Consider the following 22,039-nt stretch of genomic DNA (forward strand, 5'->3'; position numbering starts at 1 on the left):
ACGGCATGGGCTCGCGGACTCTTCGAGGATCTGCGCACGCTGCGTGTACTCGTGATTCACCCGCCCGGCGAAGACCGCAATGTTCTCGAGGAGCAATTGCGCCGGCTCGGCTGTCCGTTGCGGGCGATCTGGCCGTTTCCGTCGCAGGTGCCGGGCGATGCCGATGCCGTGTTTTTCCACGTCGGACCGGAGGCGAGAAGCACGGGGCATTGGAGCGCGGCGGATACGTCGGCGACGTTGATCGCCTTATCCGACTACGAGAATCCGACCGCGCTGAAAATGCTGCTCGATACGCAAGCGCATGGCGTGATCACGAAGCCATATCGCTCCACGGGCATTCTCAGCACTCTGGTTCTCGCGCGAGCGGCAGCACGTTACCAGCAGCGGCTGCAAAACAAGGTCGTGAAGCTGGAAGAAGCCATCAAGGCGCGCCGGCAGATCGAGAGGGCGGTACGCGTGCTCGTCGAGGCGCACCGGCTGACGGAGAACGAAGCGTACGAGCAGATACGCACGCGCGCCACCGAGCTGCGCGCGACTGTCGGCGAGATCTCGGCGATGGTCATCGATGCCCACGAAGCCATGGAAAAGCTCGGCCTCAGCAAGCCCGCGAAGATCGCCCGGTAGCTGGCGCGTTCAGTCCGGGCCGCTTCGAGCCCGGTCACACTCATGCCACGGTCGAAGTCTGCGCGGCGTTCGAAGCGGCGGCTGCCGCGGCGCGAACGACGGTCCGCTGTGGGCTGCCGTCGCGCCGCCAGTCGTCGCGGCATCCGGCAAGATAGGCCAGGTGCACGCGGTTTTGCGCGCCATAGCGCCGCTTGAGCTGGCGCAGGTGGTAATCGACGTTATAGGCCGAGGTCCCGAGTAAATCGGCTATTTCCTTGTCGCTCAGGCCCTGCGTCAACGCCCCGAGGATCCTGCGCTGCGTCTGGGTGATCGGTTTGGCCGGCACGTTCTCTTCGAGAGAAGGGGCGTGTGTCAGGACGAACTCGTGCAAGGCAAGCCCGACCGCATAAGCCTGCCCGACCACGCGATCGGTGATCCAATGCCGCGACGCATTCGCGGCGCTGAAGCTGATGACGCTTTGAAACGAACTGCGCGGATTCGACAGCGCGAGCGTGACTCCACTTCGCAGGGCGGCGCGGTCGCAATCGTCGACGAGGCTGTGCAGACGCACGAGGTCGATATTCGTCTGCGTTCCGGTCGGGTTTTGTGCGAGTGTGCCCAGGTCCCATATGAACGGCCATTCGCATTGGCATGCGAACGCAATGCGCGGATCGATCTCGATATAGCGTTCGCGAATGTAGAGGTCCGGCCACTCGGGGGCGGAAAATTCGCGTACATAAAGGGCGCGGGTCATCAGATCGCCCGTGCGCGCAAATCGCCAATAGCAGACCGAGTCGAAGCCGATGGTGCCGATGGTGGCGGCAATGACGAGCCGGCGCTGGTCAGGGCCAGTCGCAGCCGATAGCGCGTCGACAATGGCGGATCGGCCGGCGTTCGAGGAACGCTCGACGAATTCGGGCAGGCAACGCTGACTGCGATCCAACATCAGCAGGCTGTGCTGGATGTTCTTGCTGGTTCTCAAACTCTCCTCCTTACCGCGCCCAATACGCTAATTTAGCGGGCAATGAAAGGGCCCGGACTATGACATTTCGTAGTCGCGGGTTGCCTGACCGACAAATTTCCCGTTTGCCTGGAATGCTCTGGCACTCTAGGCACCGATTGCGAAGAGACGGGGAAACGTACCCGCTAGCCCATTGAGTGCTCGATGAAAACAGTCGACGAAAGCGACCGACGAATGATGCGTGGAAACGATCCGTTTTCTTGGATTCAACTTTATGACACGGATGTGTTCTTGATTGGATTTTTGCGAAGCTTGCTTCGATTTAACGAAAAACCCGAGATACCTTAAAAATGGCTTTCGTGAAATGGTGGGGATTTAATTGGGTTGTCGTGTTTATTATGTCCCGCACTCGATTCTTTTCGAGAGGTGGATACCGCCCGCCTGCGATGGCGGGCAGCTTGGATCTTCGAGTGCTTCAGGCGGCGAGGCCGTAGCGGGATCGGGCGCCGGCGTCTTGCCGCAGCGCGTCCAGCGCCGATTGTTCCGCGGGCCCGGCATCGTCACCCTGACGCGTTTGAACGGCCCGGTGCAGCGCATCGCGCACCAACGCATATTGCTGAGAAGTGATTTGCTGCTTCTCGCGCAGCGTTCGCGCGTTGTTCAACACACGGTTGTAGGCCTGCCCACGCGCGGGGTCGTCGCCGAGCCGGCTCGCGGCCCCGGCGAGGGCCATGAGCGACGCGATACGATGACCTGGCGGTTCGATGCTGTCGACCTTCGCAAAGATCTCGTCAAAGGCCTGGTGATTCGCCTCCTTCGACGTGAAGCTGCCAACCAGCGTGGCCGCCACCGCCAACGGCTCGGGCCGCCGCCGTGCCTGAAGGCCCAAATTGCCGTCGTGCTCTGAGCGAACGAGCCCGAGCAGACCGTCCGGCATCTCGAATCCGAGGATACCCGGCTCGGCAAGCAGTGCGTGCAGGTCTGCAATATCGTGAACCGATCCGGCGGCCTGCTCGAGTCGCTCACCCGCTTCGAACGCCGCTCTGACATCCGGGGGCAGCAGGTCGTGGGCTTCCAGCTGCATGAGCTTCTCGTCCGCGCTGTACGCCACCCACGGCGGCGACGAGACGATTGCCTCCGAAAGAACCTGATGCCATTCGCCGACTTGATCGGGCGGGAGGGTCTTGAGGCGGTCCGCAACCGCCTCGAGAAACGCGGCATGGGCGAGCTCGCGCAGCGAATCGGGCCAGCTGCTGTCCTGGCCGAGCAGTGGCGTGCCCAACACCTGCCGGAGGTCCTCCGCCGATTCGATCTGATTGGCGAGGTAGGTTGCACGCGAATTGATCGCTTTCTCATGGGCGGCGTTGATTGCCGAACCCAGCCGCGTTTGTCCCACCTCGGGCGGCAGTTCGCGGAATGCCAGCCTCAGTTCACGCAGCCCGGCCACCTGCTGGTTCCACGATGTCCAATGGACTACCCGGTCGGCCGCTTTCTCGAACACTTCGCAATGCGCCTCGAGCGACGGCTCGGACTGCGCGGCCGCACTCGCCTTGGCCGAGGCGACGAGGTTGGAGATCAGATCTCGTAGATTATCGACATTGCGTACTGTCGATGCAGCCAGCAGTAGATTCGTGGCGGTTGCGGTGCCAGCGGTCTTGTCCGATGCGGCATCGGCGTACCTGAATGCGCCCGAACGCGTGGTATCCGCGCGTCCCGCTTCAGGCGTACGCCCCGATTTGTGGGTCCCGGCGATTTCCGTCAGCGGCGAGCCGCGGAGCGATTGAGCGGTCGGCGAGTGTTGCGTCGGGGCCTTGTTGGCACCCGTCGCGTCCTCGCCGATTGGCCTTCCGTCGAGATTGCCAACGTTGCGGATGATGGGCTTCATGATTGCGTCGCCTGCTGCCTAGTGGGTGGTAGAACTTTACACCGTGCCCGGGGGACCAAATGCCGCGGAGCGAACCGATGGCGATTCGAGCGCAAATCCCGATGGGATGCGATCCGTCCCTACCGGGCGGAGAGATTTGGCCATAAAAACGATTTCCAGCCCGTCGATCCGACTTACATGCGCCGGTATAAAGCCGTGCCGTTCGTAAAGACGCTGATTTGCCGTCATTTCGCGGTTCAAACAAAGATGCAGCTTGAAAATCTGCAAGCGCCACGCCTGGCTTTCGGCGAACCGCAACAGGGCGCTGCCGAGCCCCCGGCCTTGTCGCTCGGGCGATACCGCGAGATTGGCGATATGTAGATGATCGGGGGCCTCGACGAGTTCCAGCATGGCGTCGATCCGGCCCTTTGGCGCGCAGTGCACCCATACCTCGTGCTGACGCAGCACGGCGGCGTAATCGCGCAGCATTGGCTCGGGTCGCGCGCCGATAACGGGTATCCAGCGTGCGTAGGCGGCATCGACGAGTGCGCGAACCGGGGTTTCATCGGACAAGTTGGCGCGGCGAAGCTCCATCGTTCTCCTCATCTGCTACGTGGACGGGCCTGTCTTGCGGTGCGGCAAAGCACCGAGCATGAGCAACGCAAGATAGTCCGAAGGTTGCGAAAGCTCACCGCGCGAGCGAATTTATGTGCTGAGGCGCGAACCGAAGCGTGGACGAACGTTCGGTGTTTGTCACGCGTATCGCGCAGAGCATGGGCACCCGGTCCCTCGGGCGCGCGGTGGCGCGACGCCAGGCGCCACGGCGGCGTCATCGGGTGGCGATCCAGATGCCGAACGCGGCCAACAGCAGGCCCGAAAGCTGTTTCAACTTCACTTCGGCACCTTTCACCATCGACAGGAACGCCATTGTCCAGACCGCGTCGGTACCTTCGATCGCCCCGCGCACGGGAACGACATCCGCCTCGCCATTGGCGATCGTCAATTCGATGTATTCGAAGAACGCGTAGCGCCAGCTATATAGCACGCGGGCGATCTTGTACGCGAGTTCGAGCCGCTTTGGATCCGTCGGCGTCAGCTTCTCTGGCAGGAGTTCTTCGTCTTTCTTGGTCGTATGCTTGAACCAGGCCAGCGTTTTGATGCCCGTCGCCCCTGCCGACAGGCTCAGCGCCGCGGCCATCGGGTCGTCCTTCAACATGAAGACGACCGCCCCGGTGGCGGCCGCGCCCTGGGCGATCCACCATGCGCGAGTGAAGATCGTCTTCATCCGCTTGGCTTTCTGTTCCGATTGCTCCCCGGCCTCCCGGGCCAAGTCTTCCAACTGCTCCGAGAGCCGGGGAGCGGCCGCCAACATCTTCTCGACTTTTCTCAATTGTTTGCCGAGTTCGGCTTCGAGTTCTGTCGGCTCGCTATCCGCGCCGTCAGCGACCGCGAGTTCGCGCGATGCGAGCGCGCGTTGCAAACTGCTTTCCAGCGATTTGAGCTGCGCAGTGACATCCTCATTCAAATACTGGGCAAGCGCGAGTGCTTCGGACTGACGAGTGCGCAATTGGCTGCGCGATTCGCGCGGGTCCTTGTTCTTCAAGATCGGCGTATGTTCGCGAATCGATGCGAGCGCGTTCGACATCGCCGAATCTGGCTTTGCCGCGTCGCGCAACATGCGCTCGAGCGGCGGCAACTCGTTGTCGGGCCAGTTGGCAAGGGTGGAACCGGCGATGACGATGGCAAAGCCGATGTAATGGTGCGGCCCGATCTTTTCGTGATCGAGCACCGCGGCGGCACCGAGAAAGGCGCCGAGATCGATCGGTTGGAGAATCCCGCGGAATTTGGCCAGATTGATGTCGTTCTTGTCCGCAATGGAGGTTGCCGTGGTGAACGGAATGTATTCGGTCAGCGCGATCAGCCAACTGCCGACGATCTTTGCCGCGGTCGCCACGACCTTTCTGAGAACGGGGTGAGCCAACGCTCCCAGGCCGATGGACGCGAGCACCGTATCATCCGATATGGATGGCAGCCCATACCATGCGGCGGTCTTGAGCAGGGTGGCAACGATAGCCAGGGAGATCACCGGAACGTACGGCGAAGCAATTGCCCGCCGCAGCCTGCTGCGTTGTTCGGACTCCTCACCGTTTGCTTGCGGGGATTGGGCGTGCTCCGGGCCCATGGCTTCCATCAGCGCATCGAGCACCCCGGCCTGCTCCAGGGCCTCCAGCAGCTTGTCGCTGCCAGCGAGGAAATCATCCATCGTTTCGATCGCGCCGACATCGAATGTTTCCGCGAATTCAGGCGGCAGCGAGCGCAACAACTGAGACAGTGCGACGTCGATTTGCGGGAGGCTGGCGTTGAGCGCCTCCAGTGGGTTCGGCTGCGCCTGCTCGGATATCGCACCGTCCACCGCGCGAACGATTTTTTTCTTCAATGCGTCCGTGTCCTGACTCGCGGATTCGGGCGAAGGCATCTCGCGTGCCGGCGTTCTGAAGAGCGATCGCCATCGGCGTCGTGCCTCGCCCCTGGAATTCTCTTCGGGCAGACCCTGCAGTTCGGAAGAACCTTGGGCACGCCCGCGGGCGGCAGGCTGGGCTTTGTCGCCGTTATCAGGATGCTCTTTCGGGGGCGGTGGAACCCGGTTTTGCGGGCCGTCGGCGCCACCAGCAGCGGAAATCGGCATCGAAGCCTCCTGTTTTGGAATGGCCTCGATCGTATTTCGGGGAAAGAGACGCCCGATGCGTTGGAACGAACAACGATGCGGCAGTACGAACGAACCGCCGCTTTATGCTGAACGACTCCACGCGTTCATCGCCGGCCGTGCCGGCTGAGGAGGAAAGACATGCCAGTTGCCATCGGGATGGCGAAACAGCAGCAGCGTCACGGTCCCCGACGGACGATCCGCTTGCACACGCACGCAGCGGCTCGGTCGCGGCGTGCGGGAGGGCACCTGGCGGGCACTCACGCGCGTGAGATCCACTGGGCCGAGCCATTTCTCGACCAGTCTTCGTAACGAACGCTCTACCGTTGCCATCGTCGGTCTCCGGCTATAACGGCCTTCATGCTAACGGTAGGGATCGAACACGCGCGATGAGAAATTTCGGAATGTGCCCATCGCGAAGCGGTCTATGACGCAGTTTCCGGCACGCGCACCCATCCTTCCATCAACACGCGCGCGCTGCGGCTCATGACCGCTTTCGTCACGGTCCATTCGCCATTTCGGCGGGTTGCCTGCGCACCCGCGCGCAGCGTGCCCGAGGGATGGCCGAAGCGCACCATCTCGCGCTCGCCGCCGCCGGCCGCGAGATTGACGAGGGTGCCGGGAATCGCCGCCGCCGTCGCGATTGCCACCGCGGCGGTGCCCATCATCGCGTGGTGCAGCTTGCCCATCGACATCGCTCGCACGAGCAAATCGATATCGCTGGCCGCCACGCGCTTGCCGCTCGACGCAACGTAATCCGCTGGCGTGGCCACGAACGCGACCTTCGGCGTATGTTGCCGGCTCGCGATCTCCCCGGGCGTCGCGATGAGCCCCATGCGCCACGCTCCCTGCGCGCGAATCGCCTCGAACATCGCGAGCGCCTTGGCGTCCCCGTTGATGGCGTCCTGCAGCTCCGTGCCCGTGTAACCGATTGCGGCAGCGTCGACGAAAACGGTCGGAATGCCGGCGTTGATCATCGTCGCCTTCAAGGTGCCGAGGCCTGGCACGTCGAGATCGTCGACCACGTTGCCCGTCGGAAACATCGCGCCGCCCGCGCCGTCTTCGTCGGCCGCCGGGTCGATGAATTCAAGTTCGATCTCGGCAGCCGGAAAAGTCACGCCATCCAATTCGAATGCGCCTGTCTCCTGGACATGGCCGCCGGTCATCGGTACGTGGGCGACGATGGTCTTGCCGATGTTCGCCTGCCAGATGCGTACCGTCGTCACCCCGTCGCGCGCAATGCGTTGCGCGTCGATCAGCCCGTTCGCGATCGCGAACGGACCGACGGCAGCGGAAAGGTTGCCGCAGTTGCCGCTCCAATCGACGAAAGGCCGATCGATCGAAACTTGTCCGAACAGGTAATCGACATCGTGATCGGCGCGGGTGCTCTTCGAAACGATGACGGTCTTGCTCGTGCTCGACGTGGCTCCGCCCATGCCATCGATCTGCTTGCCGTAGGGGTCGGGGCTGCCGATCACGCGCATGAGCAACGCGTCGCGGGCCGGGCCGGGAACGCGCGCCGCCGCGGGCAAATCCTGCAAACGAAAAAATACGCCCTTGCTCGTGCCGCCGCGCATATAGGTCGCGGCAATCTTGATCTGCGGTGCGTGAGTCATGAATGAGGGTGTCCTGGAAGAATCGACGGTACCGGTTCGTCGGACCGGTACCGCCTAAGCACTGCATCGATCCTCTCGATCAGAGCGGCGCCGCCGTGGCCGATTCGAGAAAATCCTGCGCGAAACGCTGCAGCACGCCGCCTGCTTCGTAGATCGAGACTTCCTCGGCCGTATCGAGCCGGCACGTCACCGGAACAGCCACGCGCTCGCCGTTGCTGCGATGGATGACGAGCGTCAGATCGCTGCGCGGCGTGCGCTCGCCGATCACATCGAAGGTTTCCGTGCCGTCGATGGCGAGCGTCTTGCGATTGACGCCGGGCTTGAATTCGAGCGGCAGGATGCCCATGCCGACGAGGTTGGTACGGTGAATGCGCTCGAACCCCTCGGCAACGATCGCTTCGACACCCGCCAGACGTACGCCCTTCGCCGCCCAGTCGCGCGACGATCCTTGTCCGTAATCGGCGCCCGCGATGACGATGAGCGGTTGTTTGCGCGCCATGTAGGTTTCGATGGCCTCCCACATGCGCGTCACCTTGCCTTCGGGCTCGATGCGAGCGAGCGAGCCCGCTTTGACCTTGCCGCCTTCGACGACCATCTCGTTGCGCAGCGTCGGATTGGCGAACGTGGCGCGTTGTGCCGTCAGGTGATCGCCGCGGTGAGTCGCGTACGAATTGAAGTCTTCTTCGGGCAGGCCCATTTTGGCCAAATACTCGCCTGCCGCGCTCGTCGGCAGAATCGCATTGGACGGCGAGAGGTGGTCCGTCGTGATGTTGTCGCCCAGTACGGCGAGCGGCCGCATGCCCGCGAGTGAGCGCTCGCCGGCCAGCGCGCCTTCCCAGTACGGCGGGCGCCGGATGTAGGTACTGTCGGGGCGCCAGTCGTAAAGCGGATCGGTCGCGTCGTTCGATTCCACCGAGAGTGCGAACATCGGTTCGTACACCTGACGAAAATGCTCGGGCTTCACACTGGATGAAACCAGTGCATCGATTTCCTCGTCGCTCGGCCACAGATCTTGCAACGTCACGCGCCGGCCGTCGGGTGTGACGCCGAGGGTGTCGTTTTCGATATCGAAGCGAATCGTGCCGGCAATGGCATAGGCCACGACGAGCGGCGGCGAAGCGAGGAACGCCTGTTTCGCATACGGATGGATGCGGCCGTCGAAGTTGCGGTTGCCCGAAAGCACGGCCGTGGCAAAGAGGTCGCGTTCCACGATCTCGCGTTGGATCGACGGATCGAGCGCCCCCGACATGCCGTTGCACGACGTGCACGCATAGGCCACGACGCCGAAGCCGAGGCGTTCGAGCTCGGGCAGCAGGCCCGCCGCTTCGAGGTAGAGCGTCACGGCCTTCGATCCGGGCGCGAGCGATGTCTTCACCCACGGCTTGCGCAGCAGTCCGAGCCGGTTCGCATTCCGTGCAACGAGCCCCGCCGCGATCATGTTGCGTGGATTGTTGGTGTTCGTGCAGCTCGTGATGGCGGCGATGATGACGGCGCCGTCCGGCATCGCGCCGGGCTCGTCGTCCACCTTGCCGGCGATGCCGCGTGCGGCGAGCTCGGCGGTCGGCACGCGATTGTGTGGATTCGAAGGTCCGGCGATGTTGCGGGTGACGCTCGAGAGGTCGAACGTGAGCGTGCGCTCGTAGACCGCGCTTCCCAGGCTGTCGGCCCACAGGCCCGTCGTTTTCGCGTAGGTTTCCACGAGCGCCACGAGTGCTTCGTCGCGGCCCGTCAGCTTGAGGTAGCGGATCGTTTGATCGTCGATATAGAACATCGCGGCCGTTGCGCCGTACTCGGGTGCCATATTCGAGATCGTCGCGCGATCCCCGAGCGTGAGGCGCGATGCGCCCTCACCGTGGAACTCCAGGTAAGCCGACACGACCTTCTGCTGGCGCAGGAACTCGGTCAGCGCCAGCACGATATCGGTCGCTGTGATGCCGGGTTGCCGCGCGCCCGTCAGCTCGACGCCGACGATATCGGGCAGGCGCATCCACGAAGCGCGACCCAGCATGACGCTTTCGGCCTCGAGCCCGCCCACACCGACGGCGATGACGCCGAGCGCATCGACCATCGGCGTGTGCGAATCCGTACCGACGAGCGTGTCGGGAAACGCCACGCCGTCGCGCACCTGCACCACGGGGCTCATCCGCTCGAGATTGATTTGATGCAGGATGCCGTTGCCCGGCGGAATCACATCGACGTTGCGAAAAGCCCGCTTGGTCCAATCGATGAAATGAAACCGGTCTTCGTTGCGACGGTCCTCGATGGCGCGGTTCTTCGCGAATGCATCGGGGTCGTAGCCACCGCATTCGACGGCGAGCGAATGATCGACGACAAGCTGCGTCGGCACGACCGGATTGATCATGGCCGGGTCGCCGCCCCGGGCCGCGATGGCATCGCGCAAGCCCGCGAGATCGACGAGCGCGGTTTGACCGAGGATATCGTGGCAGACGACGCGTGCCGGAAACCAGGGGAAATCGATCTCGCGCTTGCGTTCGATCAGCTGCGCGAGCGCGGCTTCGAGCAGCGCGGGCTCGCACCGGCGCACGAGATTCTCGGCGAGTACGCGCGACGTGTAGGGCAGCGTGTCGTAGGCGCCGGGCACGAGCGCGTCGACGGCGGCGCGCGCGTCGAAGTAGTCGAGACCCGTGCCGGGTAACGGTTTGCGATAGGCGGTATTCATCGGCGTTGTTCGATCGGCACGAACTTCAGGTTTTCCGGGCCGGTGTAATTGGCGCTGGGGCGGATGATCTTGTTGTCGATCCGTTGCTCGATCACGTGCGCGCTCCAGCCCGAGGTGCGGGAAATCACGAAGACCGGCGTGAACATCGCCGTGGGGACGCCCATCATGTGATACGACACGGCGCTGAACCAATCGAGATTCGGGAACATCTTTTTCGCGTCCCACATCACCTGTTCGAGCCGCTCCGCGATATCGAAGAGTTTCGTGTCGCCGGCTTCCTGCGAGAGCTGTTTCGCCACCTCTTTGATGACTTTATTGCGCGGATCGGAGAGGGTATAGACCGGGTGTCCGAAGCCGATCACGACTTCCTTGGCTTCCACGCGGCGACGGATATCGGCTTCGGCTTCGTCGGGCGTCCGGTAGCGCGATTGGATCTCGAACGCCGCCTCGTTCGCGCCGCCGTGCTTGGGCCCGCGCAGCGCGCCGATCGCGCCGGTAATGGCCGAGTACATATCCGAACCCGTGCCGGCAATCACGCGGCCCGCAAACGTGGATGCGTTGAATTCGTGCTCGGCGTAGAGAATCAGCGAAGTGTGCATCGCCCGCACCCACGACGGGCTTGGGGGCTTGCCGTGCAGCAGATGCAGGAAGTGACCGCCGATCGAATCGTCGTCCGTTTCGACTTCGATGCGTCGGCCATTGTGCGAGTAGTGATACCAGTAGAGCAGCATCGAGCCGAGCGAAGCCATCAGCCGATCGGCAATGTCGCGCGCGCCGGCCGCGCTGTGGTCGTCCTTTTCGGGCAGCACGGTGCCGAGCACCGAGACGCCTGTACGCATCACGTCCATCGGATGCGCGCCGGCCGGCACGCATTCGAGCGCGGCCTTCACGGGCGAAGGCAGACCGCGCAGCGCCTTGAGCTTGCGCTTGTAGGCCGCGAGCTCCGCGGCCGTCGGCAATTGTTCGTGTACGAGCAGATGGGCGATTTCCTCGAATTCGCAAGCCGTGGCGACATCGAGAATGTCATAGCCGCGGTAGTGCAGGTCGTTACCGGTGCGGCCCACCGTGCAAAGCGCGGTACTGCCCGCGCTGACTCCAGACAGGGCGACCGATTTCTTGGGCTTGAATGAACCTGCCGCGAGCGCGTCCTTGCCTGCTTCACTCATGATTTTGTCTCCGAATGCTCCGATGGCTTGCTGGCGGCGAACAGCGCGTCGAGCTTCTCCTCGTACGCGTGATAGCCGAGATAGTGATAAAGGTCCGCGCGCGTTTGCATCGTCGGGACTGCCGCTTTTTGCGTGCCGTCGCGCATGACCGTCTCATAGAAGTTGAGGGCGGCCGCGTTCATCGCCCGATAGGCGCCGCAGCAGTAGAGCGCGATGTCGACGTTGGCCGTCTTCAACTCATCCGTCGTGAAAAGCGGCGTGGAACCGAACTCGGTCAGGTTGGCGAGAATCGGGACCTTGACCGCCTCCTTGAAACGCCGGTAGTCGTCGAGCGTTTTCATCGCTTCGGGGAAGATCATATCGGCGCCGGCTTCAACATAGGCCACGGCACGTTCGATCGCTGCGTCGAGCCCTTCGGTCGCAGCCGCATCGGTGCGGGCCATGATGACGAACCCATCGTCCGTGCGCGCATCGACCGCCGCCTTCACACGATCGACCATCTCGGCGGCCGGCACGCATTCCTTGCCGGGGCGATGCCCGCAGCGCTTTTGTCCAACCTGGTCTTCGATGTGCACGGCCGCGACGCCGGCCTTGATGAACGAGCGCACGGTGCGCGCGATGTTGAATGCGCCGCCCCAGCCCGTGTCGATATCGACGAGAAGCGGCAGCGAGCAGGCATCGGTGATACGACGCGCATCGATGAGCACGTCGTCCATCGTGCTGATGCCGAGATCGGGCATGCCGAGCGAGTTGGCGGCGACGCCGCCGCCCGACAGATAAACGGCTTTGAAGCCGACGGCTTCGGCCATCTTCGCTGCGTACGCCGTGATCGCGCCGACGACCTGCAATGGGCCCTCGGCCGCAACGGCAGCGCGAAATCGCGCGCCTGCGCTCGTCGATTGCTGTGAGGTTATGTTCAATTGAATCGCTCCGTATGATCCGGTGCCTGCAATGCAAGGTGTGGGCCAGGTGAATCGTCTTTCGTAAGCTGCTGATTATGCGGGAAAGTCGCCTCTAGTATCGGCACGCCGCGTTTCATATTTGAAATCATCGATTTCAAATATGACGATGGCGGATCATAATACGCCGTACTCTCCCTCCGTCGACTTCAAGCGGGACCCGCGTTGAGCCATTTTCCACCCGATCTTTCGCCACGGCCCGTCATCTGGGCGTTCGGTATCAGCCGACTGCGCGAACTTTTCTTCGAAATCGTCGGCGAATACGAGGCGCGTGCCGAGATCCGTGTCATCGCCAGTGCTTATGACGACGCGGTGCGCGAGGTGCGCGAGGGCGGTTCGCGACCGCCGGATGTCGTCGTGGCTGGGGGCTCCAACGCCGCCTATCTGAGGACGCGCGTTCCCGTGCCGGTGGTGCAAATCGGTCCGACGGGACTCGACATCATGCATTCGCTGTCGCGCGCGCGGTGGCAATCGGCCTCGGTTGCGCTCGTGAGTCCTGGCGAGACCCCGCCCGAGATTCGCAACTTCGTCACGGCGTTTGGGCTCGACATCGTCTTTTCGTCGTACCGCTCGGCGCAAGACGCTCAGGCGTGCGTGCTCGAGTTGCGCGAGCGGGGCGTCGAGGTCGTCGTGGGCCCCGGTCTCGTGACCGACCTGGCCGCCGCGGCGGGAATGGGGGCGGTCTTTCTCTACTCGCACGCTTCGGTGCGCGCTGCCTTCGATACGGCGCTCGAAGTGGCGCAGGCCACGCGCGGCGAAGCCCGCCGCCGCCAACATATCGATAATTTGCTGCAACACCTTCGCGACGGCGTCGTGGCTCTCGATGCCCAGGGGCGAGTCGAAGCGATCAACCGGCCGTTGGCGGCGGCGCTGGGCATCGACCCCGCGCTCGCGGTGGGGCAGCCGCTGGCGACGCTGGCGCCCGATGTCGTCGCTGCGCTGCCGGACGCACATGGCGATGCATTGCTGACGCTGCGCGGCGCCAGCTACCTCGTGCACCGCGGGCCGCTTGCCGATGCCGGCGAAGCGCAGGGTGCGGTGCTCACGTTTCAGGAATCGCGGGCCGTGGAGCGGCTCGACCGGACGCTGCGTTCGGCGCAACTCGGGCATCGATTTGCGGCGCGCTATCGACTCGAGGATCTGGTGGGGCGCAGTGAGCCGATGGAGCGTGTGCGCACCCTCATGCGCCGCTACGCAAAATCGGATGCCACGGTGCTCGTGCTCGGCGAAAGCGGCACGGGCAAGGAGATGGTGGCGCAGGGCATGCATCGCCTCAGTGCGCGCCGCAAGTTTCCGTTCGTCGCCATCAATTGCGGGGCATTCCCCGAAGCGCTGCTCGAGAGCGAGCTCTTCGGTTACGAGGAAGGCGCATTTACGGGCGCTCGCAAGGGTGGCAAGGCGGGCTTGATCGAAGCCGCGCATCGCGGCACGCTTTTTCTCGATGAGATCGGGGAAATGCCGTTGCCGCTGCAAAGCCGGCTGCTTCGTGTGTTGCAAGAGCGCGAGGTCGTGCGGCTCGGTGCGACGGAGCCGACCCGAATCGATATCCGCATCGTCGCGGCCACTCATCGGTCGTTGGCCGATGCGATCGAAACGGGCGCATTTCGGGCGGATCTCTATTACCGCCTCAATATTCTCAGCATCGCCCTGCCGCCATTGCGCGAGCGAACAGAAGACATCGTGCCGCTCGCCGCGCAGCTCCTACTGCAGGCGGCGCAGCGCGAGCCCCGGCTCGCGAACCGCGTTCGGGACATCGAAGCGGCCGAGCGCCTGATTGCCGACATCGACCAATCGTTGCGCCGCTACGGCTGGCCGGGAAACGTCCGAGAGCTGCAAAACGTGGTCGAACGGATTGCTGTCGAGCTGGCTGACGCCGACGGCCCGGACGCCATGCTCGAGCCTCTGGCGAGCGAGGCGATGCGGGCCATCGTGCCCGAACTGTTCGTGCGAGCGCGCCGGGGCGAAGTCGCGACCCGGACGCTGCGGGAGCGCAGCCGTCATATCGAAGCGGACGAGGTTCGAGCCGCGCTGGCGGCGTGCGGCGGCGATCGCGAAGCCGCCTGCGCGATGCTCGGCATCAGCAAGACCACGCTCTGGCGCAAGCTCAGTGTCGTCCCGCGCGCGGACGGTTCGGCCGACTGACCGGGGGCCCGTGACCGCCGCTGCCGATCAGTCGGACGGCACCGAGTGTCTCCTTTTTGACGAATCGGACTATTTAAATCGCGGACTTGCAAAAAAAGTTCGTCCGACCCGCAATTGAAAAACGGTAATTTGTGCTATTCGAATTGCGTGCGCAAACGTTGTCGTGCGCTGGCCTCCGCGCTCGTGCGGCAGGCTGGGCGCGGGTCTATGGCATGCGACGCAAAGTAGACGAGCGATTTTTGCAAACAATGGTTTCGCAAACGTTTTCCTCCGCGCGCAATGCGTTTTGCAATTAGGGAATTCGCGAAAAACGGTAACAAAGGTTTTACTTTTAAGATGAATGTCGGCTAGAATCTGCCCGATTCTGGTGCTGACTGGTTGAGCCTCCTTGCGAGGGACGCTGTTGCTTGCTCGCGGGAAACACATTCCTCCGGACTTTCGATTGGATGCGCAAGCGCTTCCGGCGCTCCGCGGGGAGCCTTGTTGTCTGTGAAAACGGAATTGGGTAGGGCTGAAGGCTGATGCGCTCGGACCAGCGCGGATCAGGGCCCGCTTCGCAAAAAAATTGCTACGGGGCAAGCGTTGAAGACACGGCGGAGAAAGGTTGCGGGAGGCGGCGCACCGAAGCGTAGCTCGACGATGGGTGGCTTGCGCGGGCTGACGGCGACTTTCATTCTGGCGTCCGGTTTGGCGGCCGGCGCGGTTTCGGCGAGCGCCGGCGCGGCGGCGCCCACTGTCGGCGCGCGCTCGCCTTATCCGTCCGTCAACGTTGCCTTTTTCAATGGCGCGCATTTGCCCGTCGATGCCTTGCAGGCGTTCGATGCGGTCGTCGTCGATCCTTCGTCCGGCTTTTCGCCGTCGGCGCATCCGCTGGAGCACACCGTCTGGGTAGCGCGCGTCACCGCGACGGCCGCCGGCGAGCCGGCCGAATTCGTGGCACGCGAAATCGCGCCGCTCTGGGCGCGCGGCTATCGAGGCTTCCTGCTCGAGAGCAAGGCTGCGATCGCTGCGTTCGATGCAATACGGTCGGCCCATCCGGAGGCCCGCCTGCTGATTGGCGGCCCTGACGCCTTGGCAGCCGCGACGCCGCATGGGAGTACGGTTTATGCGGTCGTCGGCAGCGCCCTCGTGCACGGTTGGGACGACGACAACGTGCGCTCGACGGATATTTCGGAATCCGAACGAAGCCGCCGCGTAGCCGAGGCCCAGGCCTTCATGCGTGCGAGTGGCGTGCCTGTCGTCTCGCTCGAATTCTGCCCCCGTACGGACCGCGAGTGCAGCCGCGCCACGGCCGCGCAGGTCGCGGCCACGGGCGTCACGCCGTATGTCACCGATCAGGCGCGCGATGTCGTCGGGATCGGCGCCATCGAAGTCGTGCCGCGCAAAGTACTCGTCATTCAGGACACCGCGCCCGACGCACCGCTCGATCTTTCGCCCGGTGTGCGGGATCTGGCCACGCCGCTCAATTACCTTGGTTACAGCGTCGAGTACGCAAACGTCAACGACGCCCATCTGCCGGAAAACGTGACGCCCGACCGCTATGCGGGCGTCGTTGCCTGGTTCGAGGGCGCCGGTGTGCACGATGCCGATGCCTGGCGCCGCTGGCTCGATGCGCGCATTGCGAGTCATGTGCCCGTTGCGGTGCTCGGCCAATTCGGCTTCGACGCGGCCGGCGACGACGGTGCCAAACTCGACCTGAGCCCGGTCGCGGGCCCCTTCGCCGGACATGTCGACGTGGTTGCGCGCGATCCGATGATCGGCTTCGAAATCGATCCGGGCCTCGAGGCGCGCGATGTTGCCGGCGTCAAGGCCGGTGCGCACAGTCGTTCGCTGCTGCGCGCCCGGGCAGGCAGCGAGATCGTCGATCAGGCAGCAATCACCCCATGGGGCGGCTTCGCGTTGAGCCCCTACACCGTGGTGCCGCTCAATGGCATCGACCAGGAGCGCTGGGCGATTCAGCCGATGGCGTTTTTGACGGCGGCGCTGCGCCTGCGGTCCATTCCTTCGCCGAGCGTCACCACGGAGAACGGCCGGCGATTGTTCATGGTGCACGTGGACGGCGACGGCTTTGCTTCGCGCGCCGAGTTTCCCGGCGAGGACTACTCGGGCGATGCGCTGTACGACAGGGTCTTCACACGCTATCGCGTCCCGATGACGCTCTCGGTCATCGAGGGCGAAGTCGGCCCGGCCGGGCGCTACCCTTCGATATCGCCGCGGCTCGAGGAAATCGCGCGCAAGATGTTTGCGCTGCCCTATGTCGAGATCGGCTCGCACACCTTTTCGCACCCGTTCGACTGGACGCTCGTCGATGCCAAAACCGGCACGCGGGTCGACCGCGGCGGCGGCGACACGGCGTTCTCGCTCGATATTCCGCACTATCAGTTCAATATAGATCGCGAGATTGGCGGCTCGATCGACTATATCGACACACGGCTCGCGCCGCCGGGAAAGAAGACGGTGGTGCTGCAGTGGCCCGGCAATTGCCAGCCGCCCGCGCTCGTCGTGCGGAAGGTGGCCGCGGCCGGCGTCGCGAACATCAACGGCGGCGATACGGTCATCACGAAGCGCGCCAACAGCTGGACGAATATCGCGCCGATCGGCGTCGACAAGGGTCCCGGGGCGTATCAGATCTATGCGCCGAACCAGGACGAGAATGTCTATACGAACGATTGGCTCGGGCCATTCTATGGCTTTACGCGCGTACTCGAAACGTACGATATGACCGAGCGGCCGCTGCGGTTCAAGCCGATCGACGTCTACTTCCACATGTATAGCGGCACGAAAATCGCGTCCTTGCGTGCGCTCGACGAGATCTTCTCGGCTGTCCTCAAGCAGCCTGTCCTGCCTGTGCATATCACGGACTACACGGAGAAAGTGCTCGATTGGCGTACGTTTGCCGTGGCGCGCAGCATCGTGCCGGGCAGCGACCAGTGGGTCGTGCGCGGCAACGGCGCCGTTCGCGAGGTGCATTGGCCGGGCAACAGCCGGCCCGATATCGGGCGCTCGCCCGGCGTCACGGGCTTCGCTCCGGGACCGGACGGCACCTACGTCCATATCGACGACGGCGCCGCCGTGATCACGTTCGACGGCGCGGCAGGCGCGGCCACTCCCTATATCGAGCAGGCCAACGGTTTCGTGCGGCATTTCGTTCGGACTGCTCACGGTATGGCGTTCGAGTTCGGGGGCTACTACCAGCCGTTCGTAAAGCTCGCCGATGCCCGGGCATGCCGTGTGCGTGTCGGCGGCAAGCCCGTCACCGCGAGCGGCAACGCGGGCGAACTCCGTTTCGATGTACCCGCTGTAGAGGGATCGCATGTGACTTATCGACCTGTCGAGATCGACTGCGAGCGAGGTGGCCTCAAGTGAGCACGACCAACGCTCAACCGCCGCGCATCGCTCCGGCTTGGCTGATCGCGCTGCTTAGCGGCGCTGTCCTCGGCGCGCTCTACCTGGTTACGCCGCGAGGCGATATTCGGCAGCGCGTCGAAGCGACCGGTTCGCCGAGCTCGCTCAGCGTCGCTTATCTCGAAGCGTGGTCGCGCGTGCAACCCGATAACGAGACCTTCATGACGGTGCTCGCATCGCAATATGCGCACCTGGGCCGTGTCGACGACGCCGAGCGCATGGCCGAGCGCCTCGACACGCTGCGCTCCGACGATGCGCACCGCACGGCGGCATTCGTGCGCGTGGCGATCGCCGAGCAGCGCTATTTTGCGCTGAGCAGTGCCGATGCACGCCGTCCGGCCGCACTCGCCGAGTGGCGAGCCCGCATTGCCGCGGCGGCGAAGGTCGCCCGTGCGGAGAAGGACTTGTCCTGGCTGGCGACGCGTGCCGCCGCATCCGGCGATCCGCGGCTTGCAGCGCAGCTCTATGCACAGTTGTCGAACTCCGACTCCCATGGCCGGCCGCAATGGGACACCTATGTCGCGCGGTATGCGCTCGAAGGCGGCGAATATCGCCTCGCCGCCGCCGCATGGTTCCGCAAGCAGGATGCCGCACGCGATCGCGACGATGCGCGCCGCTGCTTCCTGTCGGGGATCGGCGCGTTGCGCGCCGGGAATCTGATGGATGACGCCGTGGCGGCGGCCGAGACACATCTCGGCTCGCTTGCCGACGATCCGGCTACCCTCGTCGAACTCGTCAATCTCGCGCGGGCCGCGAACCGCCCCGATGCGGTCGATCGCTTCGCGAAAATGCTCGCGAAGTATGCGCAGGCAGATGGCGCGCCGACGCGCGGAGTCTCGCAGCAGCGTGCCTACGCCTATATGGATGGGCCGCTGCCGGCACGCGGCGCGCAATGGTCCACACGTGCAGTGGCTGTCATGCGCGGCGAGCAAATGGACGGCTATGGCGTGATTCGTATCGCAGCGACGGCCCCCGCTCCGGCGGCTGACAACGCGCATGCGAGCAAGGCCAAGCCGACCCCCGCCGACGTCGCCTATGGTGCATTCGTCGAAGCGGGCGATATGGCCAGCGCCGAGCAGCTCGCGAAAGCGCAGGTCGAACGCAACCCGGGTTCGGCGTTGTGGACGCAGCGTCTCGCGCAATCCGCGCAATGGAATCGCGATCCCGCGGTCGCGCTGCATGCATGGCTTGCGTACGCACGCATCAGCAACGATCCCGCCGCGTGGGGCAACGTCCTGCGCATGGCGCCCATGCTCGACGATGACGAAGCGTACCTTGCGGCCGCCGAACGCGATGCACGAGCCGCGCCCGGAGATATGAAGAAGGTCGACGCGGTGACCGCGACGCTCGAACGGCTGGGACGTCCGGATCAAGCCATTGCCTTTTTGCGTTCGCTGCCGCGCGGCAAGAACGCGGACGCACTCGATACCCGCATCGGGCAGTTGGCCGAGCGTGCCGGTCATGACGATGTCGCGCTCGATGCTTATCGTTCGGCACAGACTCATCGGCCTCGCAATGTCGATGCCGCGCTGCGAACGGCGAGCGTGCTCTATCGCAAGGGGGACTACCGTGGCGCGTTCTCGGCATTGCGTGCCGCGAGCCCGGCCGCAACCGACAACGATGCGGTCTACTGGCGCAATTACGGCGAACTTGCGCGCCTGCTCAAGCGCGACGACGAGGCGAATCTGGCCTACCGCCACCTGCTGGCCGGCAAAGCCGCAACGCCCGACGATCTCGGCGACATGACGCATTTCTACGAGCCGTACCCGATCGATGCGGCGCGCGTCGCCGAACTGCGTTTCAGGCGTGACCACAGCATGCTCGCGTTGCAGGACGCGATCTACTATTACACCGAAGCCGGCGCGACGGATCGCATCGGGAAACTGTTCGCGAGCCTCGACGCGAGCGAGCGGCAAGCGGTGCAGACCTCGCCGGCCGTACTGAGCGCGCGCGCGGAGTATTACCGTCTGACCGGGCGGCCCGGCGAGGCAATCGCCGATCTTCGTGCCGCGCTGAGCCTGCCCGGTGCCAACAGCGATACGCGCTCAGCTTATTTGTGGATGCTCGTCGACTACGGTTCCGACGCGGAAGTCGCCGAGGCATTGCGGCGTATGCAGGGCAGCGAAGACACGAGTGCCGCGATGTGGGGACCGTTGGCCGCTGCGGCGATGCGGTTGCACAAGCCCGTTGTCGCACTCGGGTATCTGCGGCGTCAGTCCGCCTCGCTCTCGCGCGATCCGCTGTGGTTGCTGACGTATGCCGATGCGCAGGAGATGGCCGGGCGCAGTGACCTCGCGTGGTCCATCCGGCATAAAGTCTGGCTGCAACTGGCACGCGATCGAAACGTAACGGGCGGCCCGGACAGCGCGCGTCAGTCGACGCGAGCGACGCGCGGCGCGCGGCCCGCCGAGGTCGTCGATGAGCTTCGCGGGCGGCGCGTTGCCCTGTCGACCACGTTCGCGACCGGCGATGCATCGCTCGCCATGCTCGACGATCTGCTCGCGGGCGATAAGCGTAACAACGTGCCCGAAGCGTCGCGTTCGCTTTTGGGGACGGTCGACGGTTTGCCGGGTCCGGGCACGCTCGATCGGCGTGAGCTCGCCCACAATACGCGCCTGCGTCATGCGGTGGCAAAGGACGTGGCGATTGCCTGGGCGTTGTCGCGCGAGGCCAATCCGCTCGCCAAGCGCTGGCTGGCCCAGCAGTATGCGGCACGCTTATCCCAGCCCGTCGATTCGCAACTCGCGATTGCGCTGGCCGACAACGACGAAGCGCAGATGAAGCGCTTGCTCGATGAAGCGCGCTCGCGCTTGCCGCTCTATGAGCGGATCGACGCGGCATCCGCGATCGATCGTCCGGGCGAGGCGCAGCAACTCGCCTTTACCGGTCTCGAAGGCGCGCCCGCCGACGACGAACTGCACACGCGCCTCGTGGACACGATGCTGGCGTGGCCGCAATCGATCGACGCGTCGGTCACGAACCACGTGGAGCATCCGCTCGACTATGTCGAACAGACGCTCGCGGCGAGCCGCAAGCTTTCCGACCGATACATGGTGGGGGTCGAGGGCGTGCAGCGCTTCATGCGCTCGACCGATCAGTCTCAACTCGTCAACGTTCCGAGCACCGAGCGCTCGATTGCCTTCAGCCTGCGCAGACAGACGCTCGATTCGATGTTCGCGGTCACGGGTGGCCGGCGCGAGGCGCTCAACAGTTTCTATACGCTGCAGCTTGCCGCGCAGGCCGGCCGCAACGGCCCGCTCGAGGTCGGCTTGCGGCTCGGACGCAACCAGACTGTCGACGAGAATCAGCTGCTGTTCGTGGGCGGCATGAAAGATAATGCGATCGGCGATTTCACGTGGCGCCTGACGCAGCACATTTCGCTGACGGGTAACGTGGAAGCGAGCCGTTTTTACAGCCAGAGCCGCAACTATCTGGGCAGCGGGTTATTGACCTCGGGCGAGCTCAGCTACCGCATTCGCACCAATTACCCCGATTACACCGTGCGCCTCGTCGGCGCGCACGGCGACTATCACGCGAGCGGCAGCGCCGACGATCTCGTGACGCGACTCGTGCCGATCGCGAATCGGCCCGTCACGGCAAGCGATCTGATGCCGCAGACGTATACGCAGTACGGGCTCTTCTTCGGTTTCGGAGACGACTTGCGTACGCGGTACACGCGTGCCTGGCGGCCGTTCCTCGACGTCGGCATCATGCACGACTCGAATCAGGGATGGGGGCCGGGCGGCAGTATCGGGCTCGCGGGGTCGGTCTTCGGCGGGGATCACGCCGCGCTCTTCTTCGAGCATCAGCGCGTGTCGAGGCAGGGCACGCCGGTGACGCAAATCGGCGCGCGTTATAGCTGGTTTTACTGATCGTTTCATCGATCCGGCAAGCGGTTTCGAATCTAGCAGAATCAACAGAGTCAACAAGGAGTCATTC

13 protein-coding genes are annotated in these 22,039 nt (G+C 64.2%); 4 read left to right on the forward strand and 9 right to left on the reverse strand.

Translation table 11 applies throughout. The annotated features are described in order from the left end of the window. A partial coding sequence (locus VGL01_RS09495) for an ANTAR domain-containing response regulator (RefSeq protein ID WP_331568667.1) occupies positions 1-624 on the forward strand: 624 nt, incomplete at its 5' end. A 40-nt stretch (positions 625-664) separates the two neighbouring features. On the opposite strand, the gene VGL01_RS09500 is transcribed toward VGL01_RS09495, so the two are convergent. The 9 genes from VGL01_RS09500 to prpB form a co-directional block, all read right to left on the reverse strand. Beyond that, complete coding sequence (locus VGL01_RS09500; protein ID WP_331568669.1) at positions 665-1,585, reverse strand: helix-turn-helix transcriptional regulator; 921 nt, start codon at positions 1,583-1,585, stop codon at positions 665-667. A gap of 454 nt (positions 1,586-2,039) precedes the next feature. After that, positions 2,040-3,449 carry a hypothetical protein gene (locus tag VGL01_RS09505; protein WP_331568671.1) on the reverse strand — a complete coding sequence of 470 codons (1,410 nt, stop codon included), beginning with the start codon at positions 3,447-3,449 and terminating at the stop codon, positions 2,040-2,042. 36 nt (positions 3,450-3,485) lie between these two features. Then, positions 3,486-4,034 carry a GNAT family N-acetyltransferase gene (locus VGL01_RS09510; protein ID WP_331568673.1) on the reverse strand — a complete coding sequence of 183 codons (549 nt, stop codon included), beginning with the start codon at positions 4,032-4,034 and terminating at the stop codon, positions 3,486-3,488. A 223-nt stretch (positions 4,035-4,257) separates the two neighbouring features. Beyond that, the gene (locus VGL01_RS09515; protein WP_331568675.1) at positions 4,258-5,865 is read right to left on the reverse strand and encodes a DMT family protein; all 1,608 of its coding nucleotides are present in this window, start codon (positions 5,863-5,865) and stop codon (positions 4,258-4,260) included. 351 nt (positions 5,866-6,216) lie between these two features. After that, the gene (locus tag VGL01_RS09520) at positions 6,217-6,465 is read right to left on the reverse strand and encodes a hypothetical protein (RefSeq protein ID WP_331568677.1); all 249 of its coding nucleotides are present in this window, start codon (positions 6,463-6,465) and stop codon (positions 6,217-6,219) included. 92 nt (positions 6,466-6,557) lie between these two features. Continuing rightward, the gene (prpF, locus tag VGL01_RS09525) at positions 6,558-7,748 is read right to left on the reverse strand and encodes a 2-methylaconitate cis-trans isomerase PrpF (RefSeq protein WP_331568679.1); all 1,191 of its coding nucleotides are present in this window, start codon (positions 7,746-7,748) and stop codon (positions 6,558-6,560) included. Positions 7,749-7,827: 79 nt separating this feature from the next. Continuing rightward, positions 7,828-10,428, reverse strand: a complete 2,601-nt coding sequence (gene acnD / locus VGL01_RS09530) for a Fe/S-dependent 2-methylisocitrate dehydratase AcnD (protein WP_331568681.1) — start codon at positions 10,426-10,428, stop codon at positions 7,828-7,830. Next, positions 10,425-11,594: a bifunctional 2-methylcitrate synthase/citrate synthase gene (gene prpC / locus VGL01_RS09535; protein WP_331568683.1), complete on the reverse strand. Its 1,170-nt coding sequence runs from the start codon at positions 11,592-11,594 to the stop codon at positions 10,425-10,427. The genes acnD and prpC overlap by 4 nt, the downstream gene beginning before the upstream one ends. Beyond that, positions 11,591-12,508 (reverse strand): methylisocitrate lyase, encoded by a 918-nt coding sequence (gene prpB / locus VGL01_RS09540; RefSeq protein ID WP_331568701.1) that lies wholly within the window; start codon positions 12,506-12,508, stop codon positions 11,591-11,593. The genes prpC and prpB overlap by 4 nt, the downstream gene beginning before the upstream one ends. A gap of 210 nt (positions 12,509-12,718) precedes the next feature. On the opposite strand from prpB, the gene prpR reads away from it, so the two are divergent. The 3 genes from prpR to VGL01_RS09555 all read left to right on the forward strand — a co-directional run bounded on the left by prpR (position 12,719) and on the right by VGL01_RS09555 (position 21,972). Then, positions 12,719-14,695, forward strand: coding sequence for a propionate catabolism operon regulatory protein PrpR (prpR, locus tag VGL01_RS09545; protein ID WP_331568685.1), 1,977 nt, complete (start codon positions 12,719-12,721; stop codon positions 14,693-14,695). A gap of 639 nt (positions 14,696-15,334) precedes the next feature. Then, positions 15,335-18,061, forward strand: a complete 2,727-nt coding sequence (locus tag VGL01_RS09550) for a sugar ABC transporter (protein WP_331568687.1) — start codon at positions 15,335-15,337, stop codon at positions 18,059-18,061. Beyond that, entirely contained in the window at positions 18,058-21,972 is a 3,915-nt protein-coding gene (locus tag VGL01_RS09555; protein WP_331568689.1) for a tetratricopeptide repeat protein, read from the forward strand. Before VGL01_RS09550 ends, VGL01_RS09555 begins: the two co-directional genes overlap by 4 nt. Positions 21,973-22,039 lie beyond the last annotated feature (67 nt).

It is taken from the genome of Trinickia sp. (genome assembly GCF_036503415.1).
Classification (GTDB): Bacteria; Pseudomonadota; Gammaproteobacteria; order Burkholderiales; family Burkholderiaceae; genus Trinickia.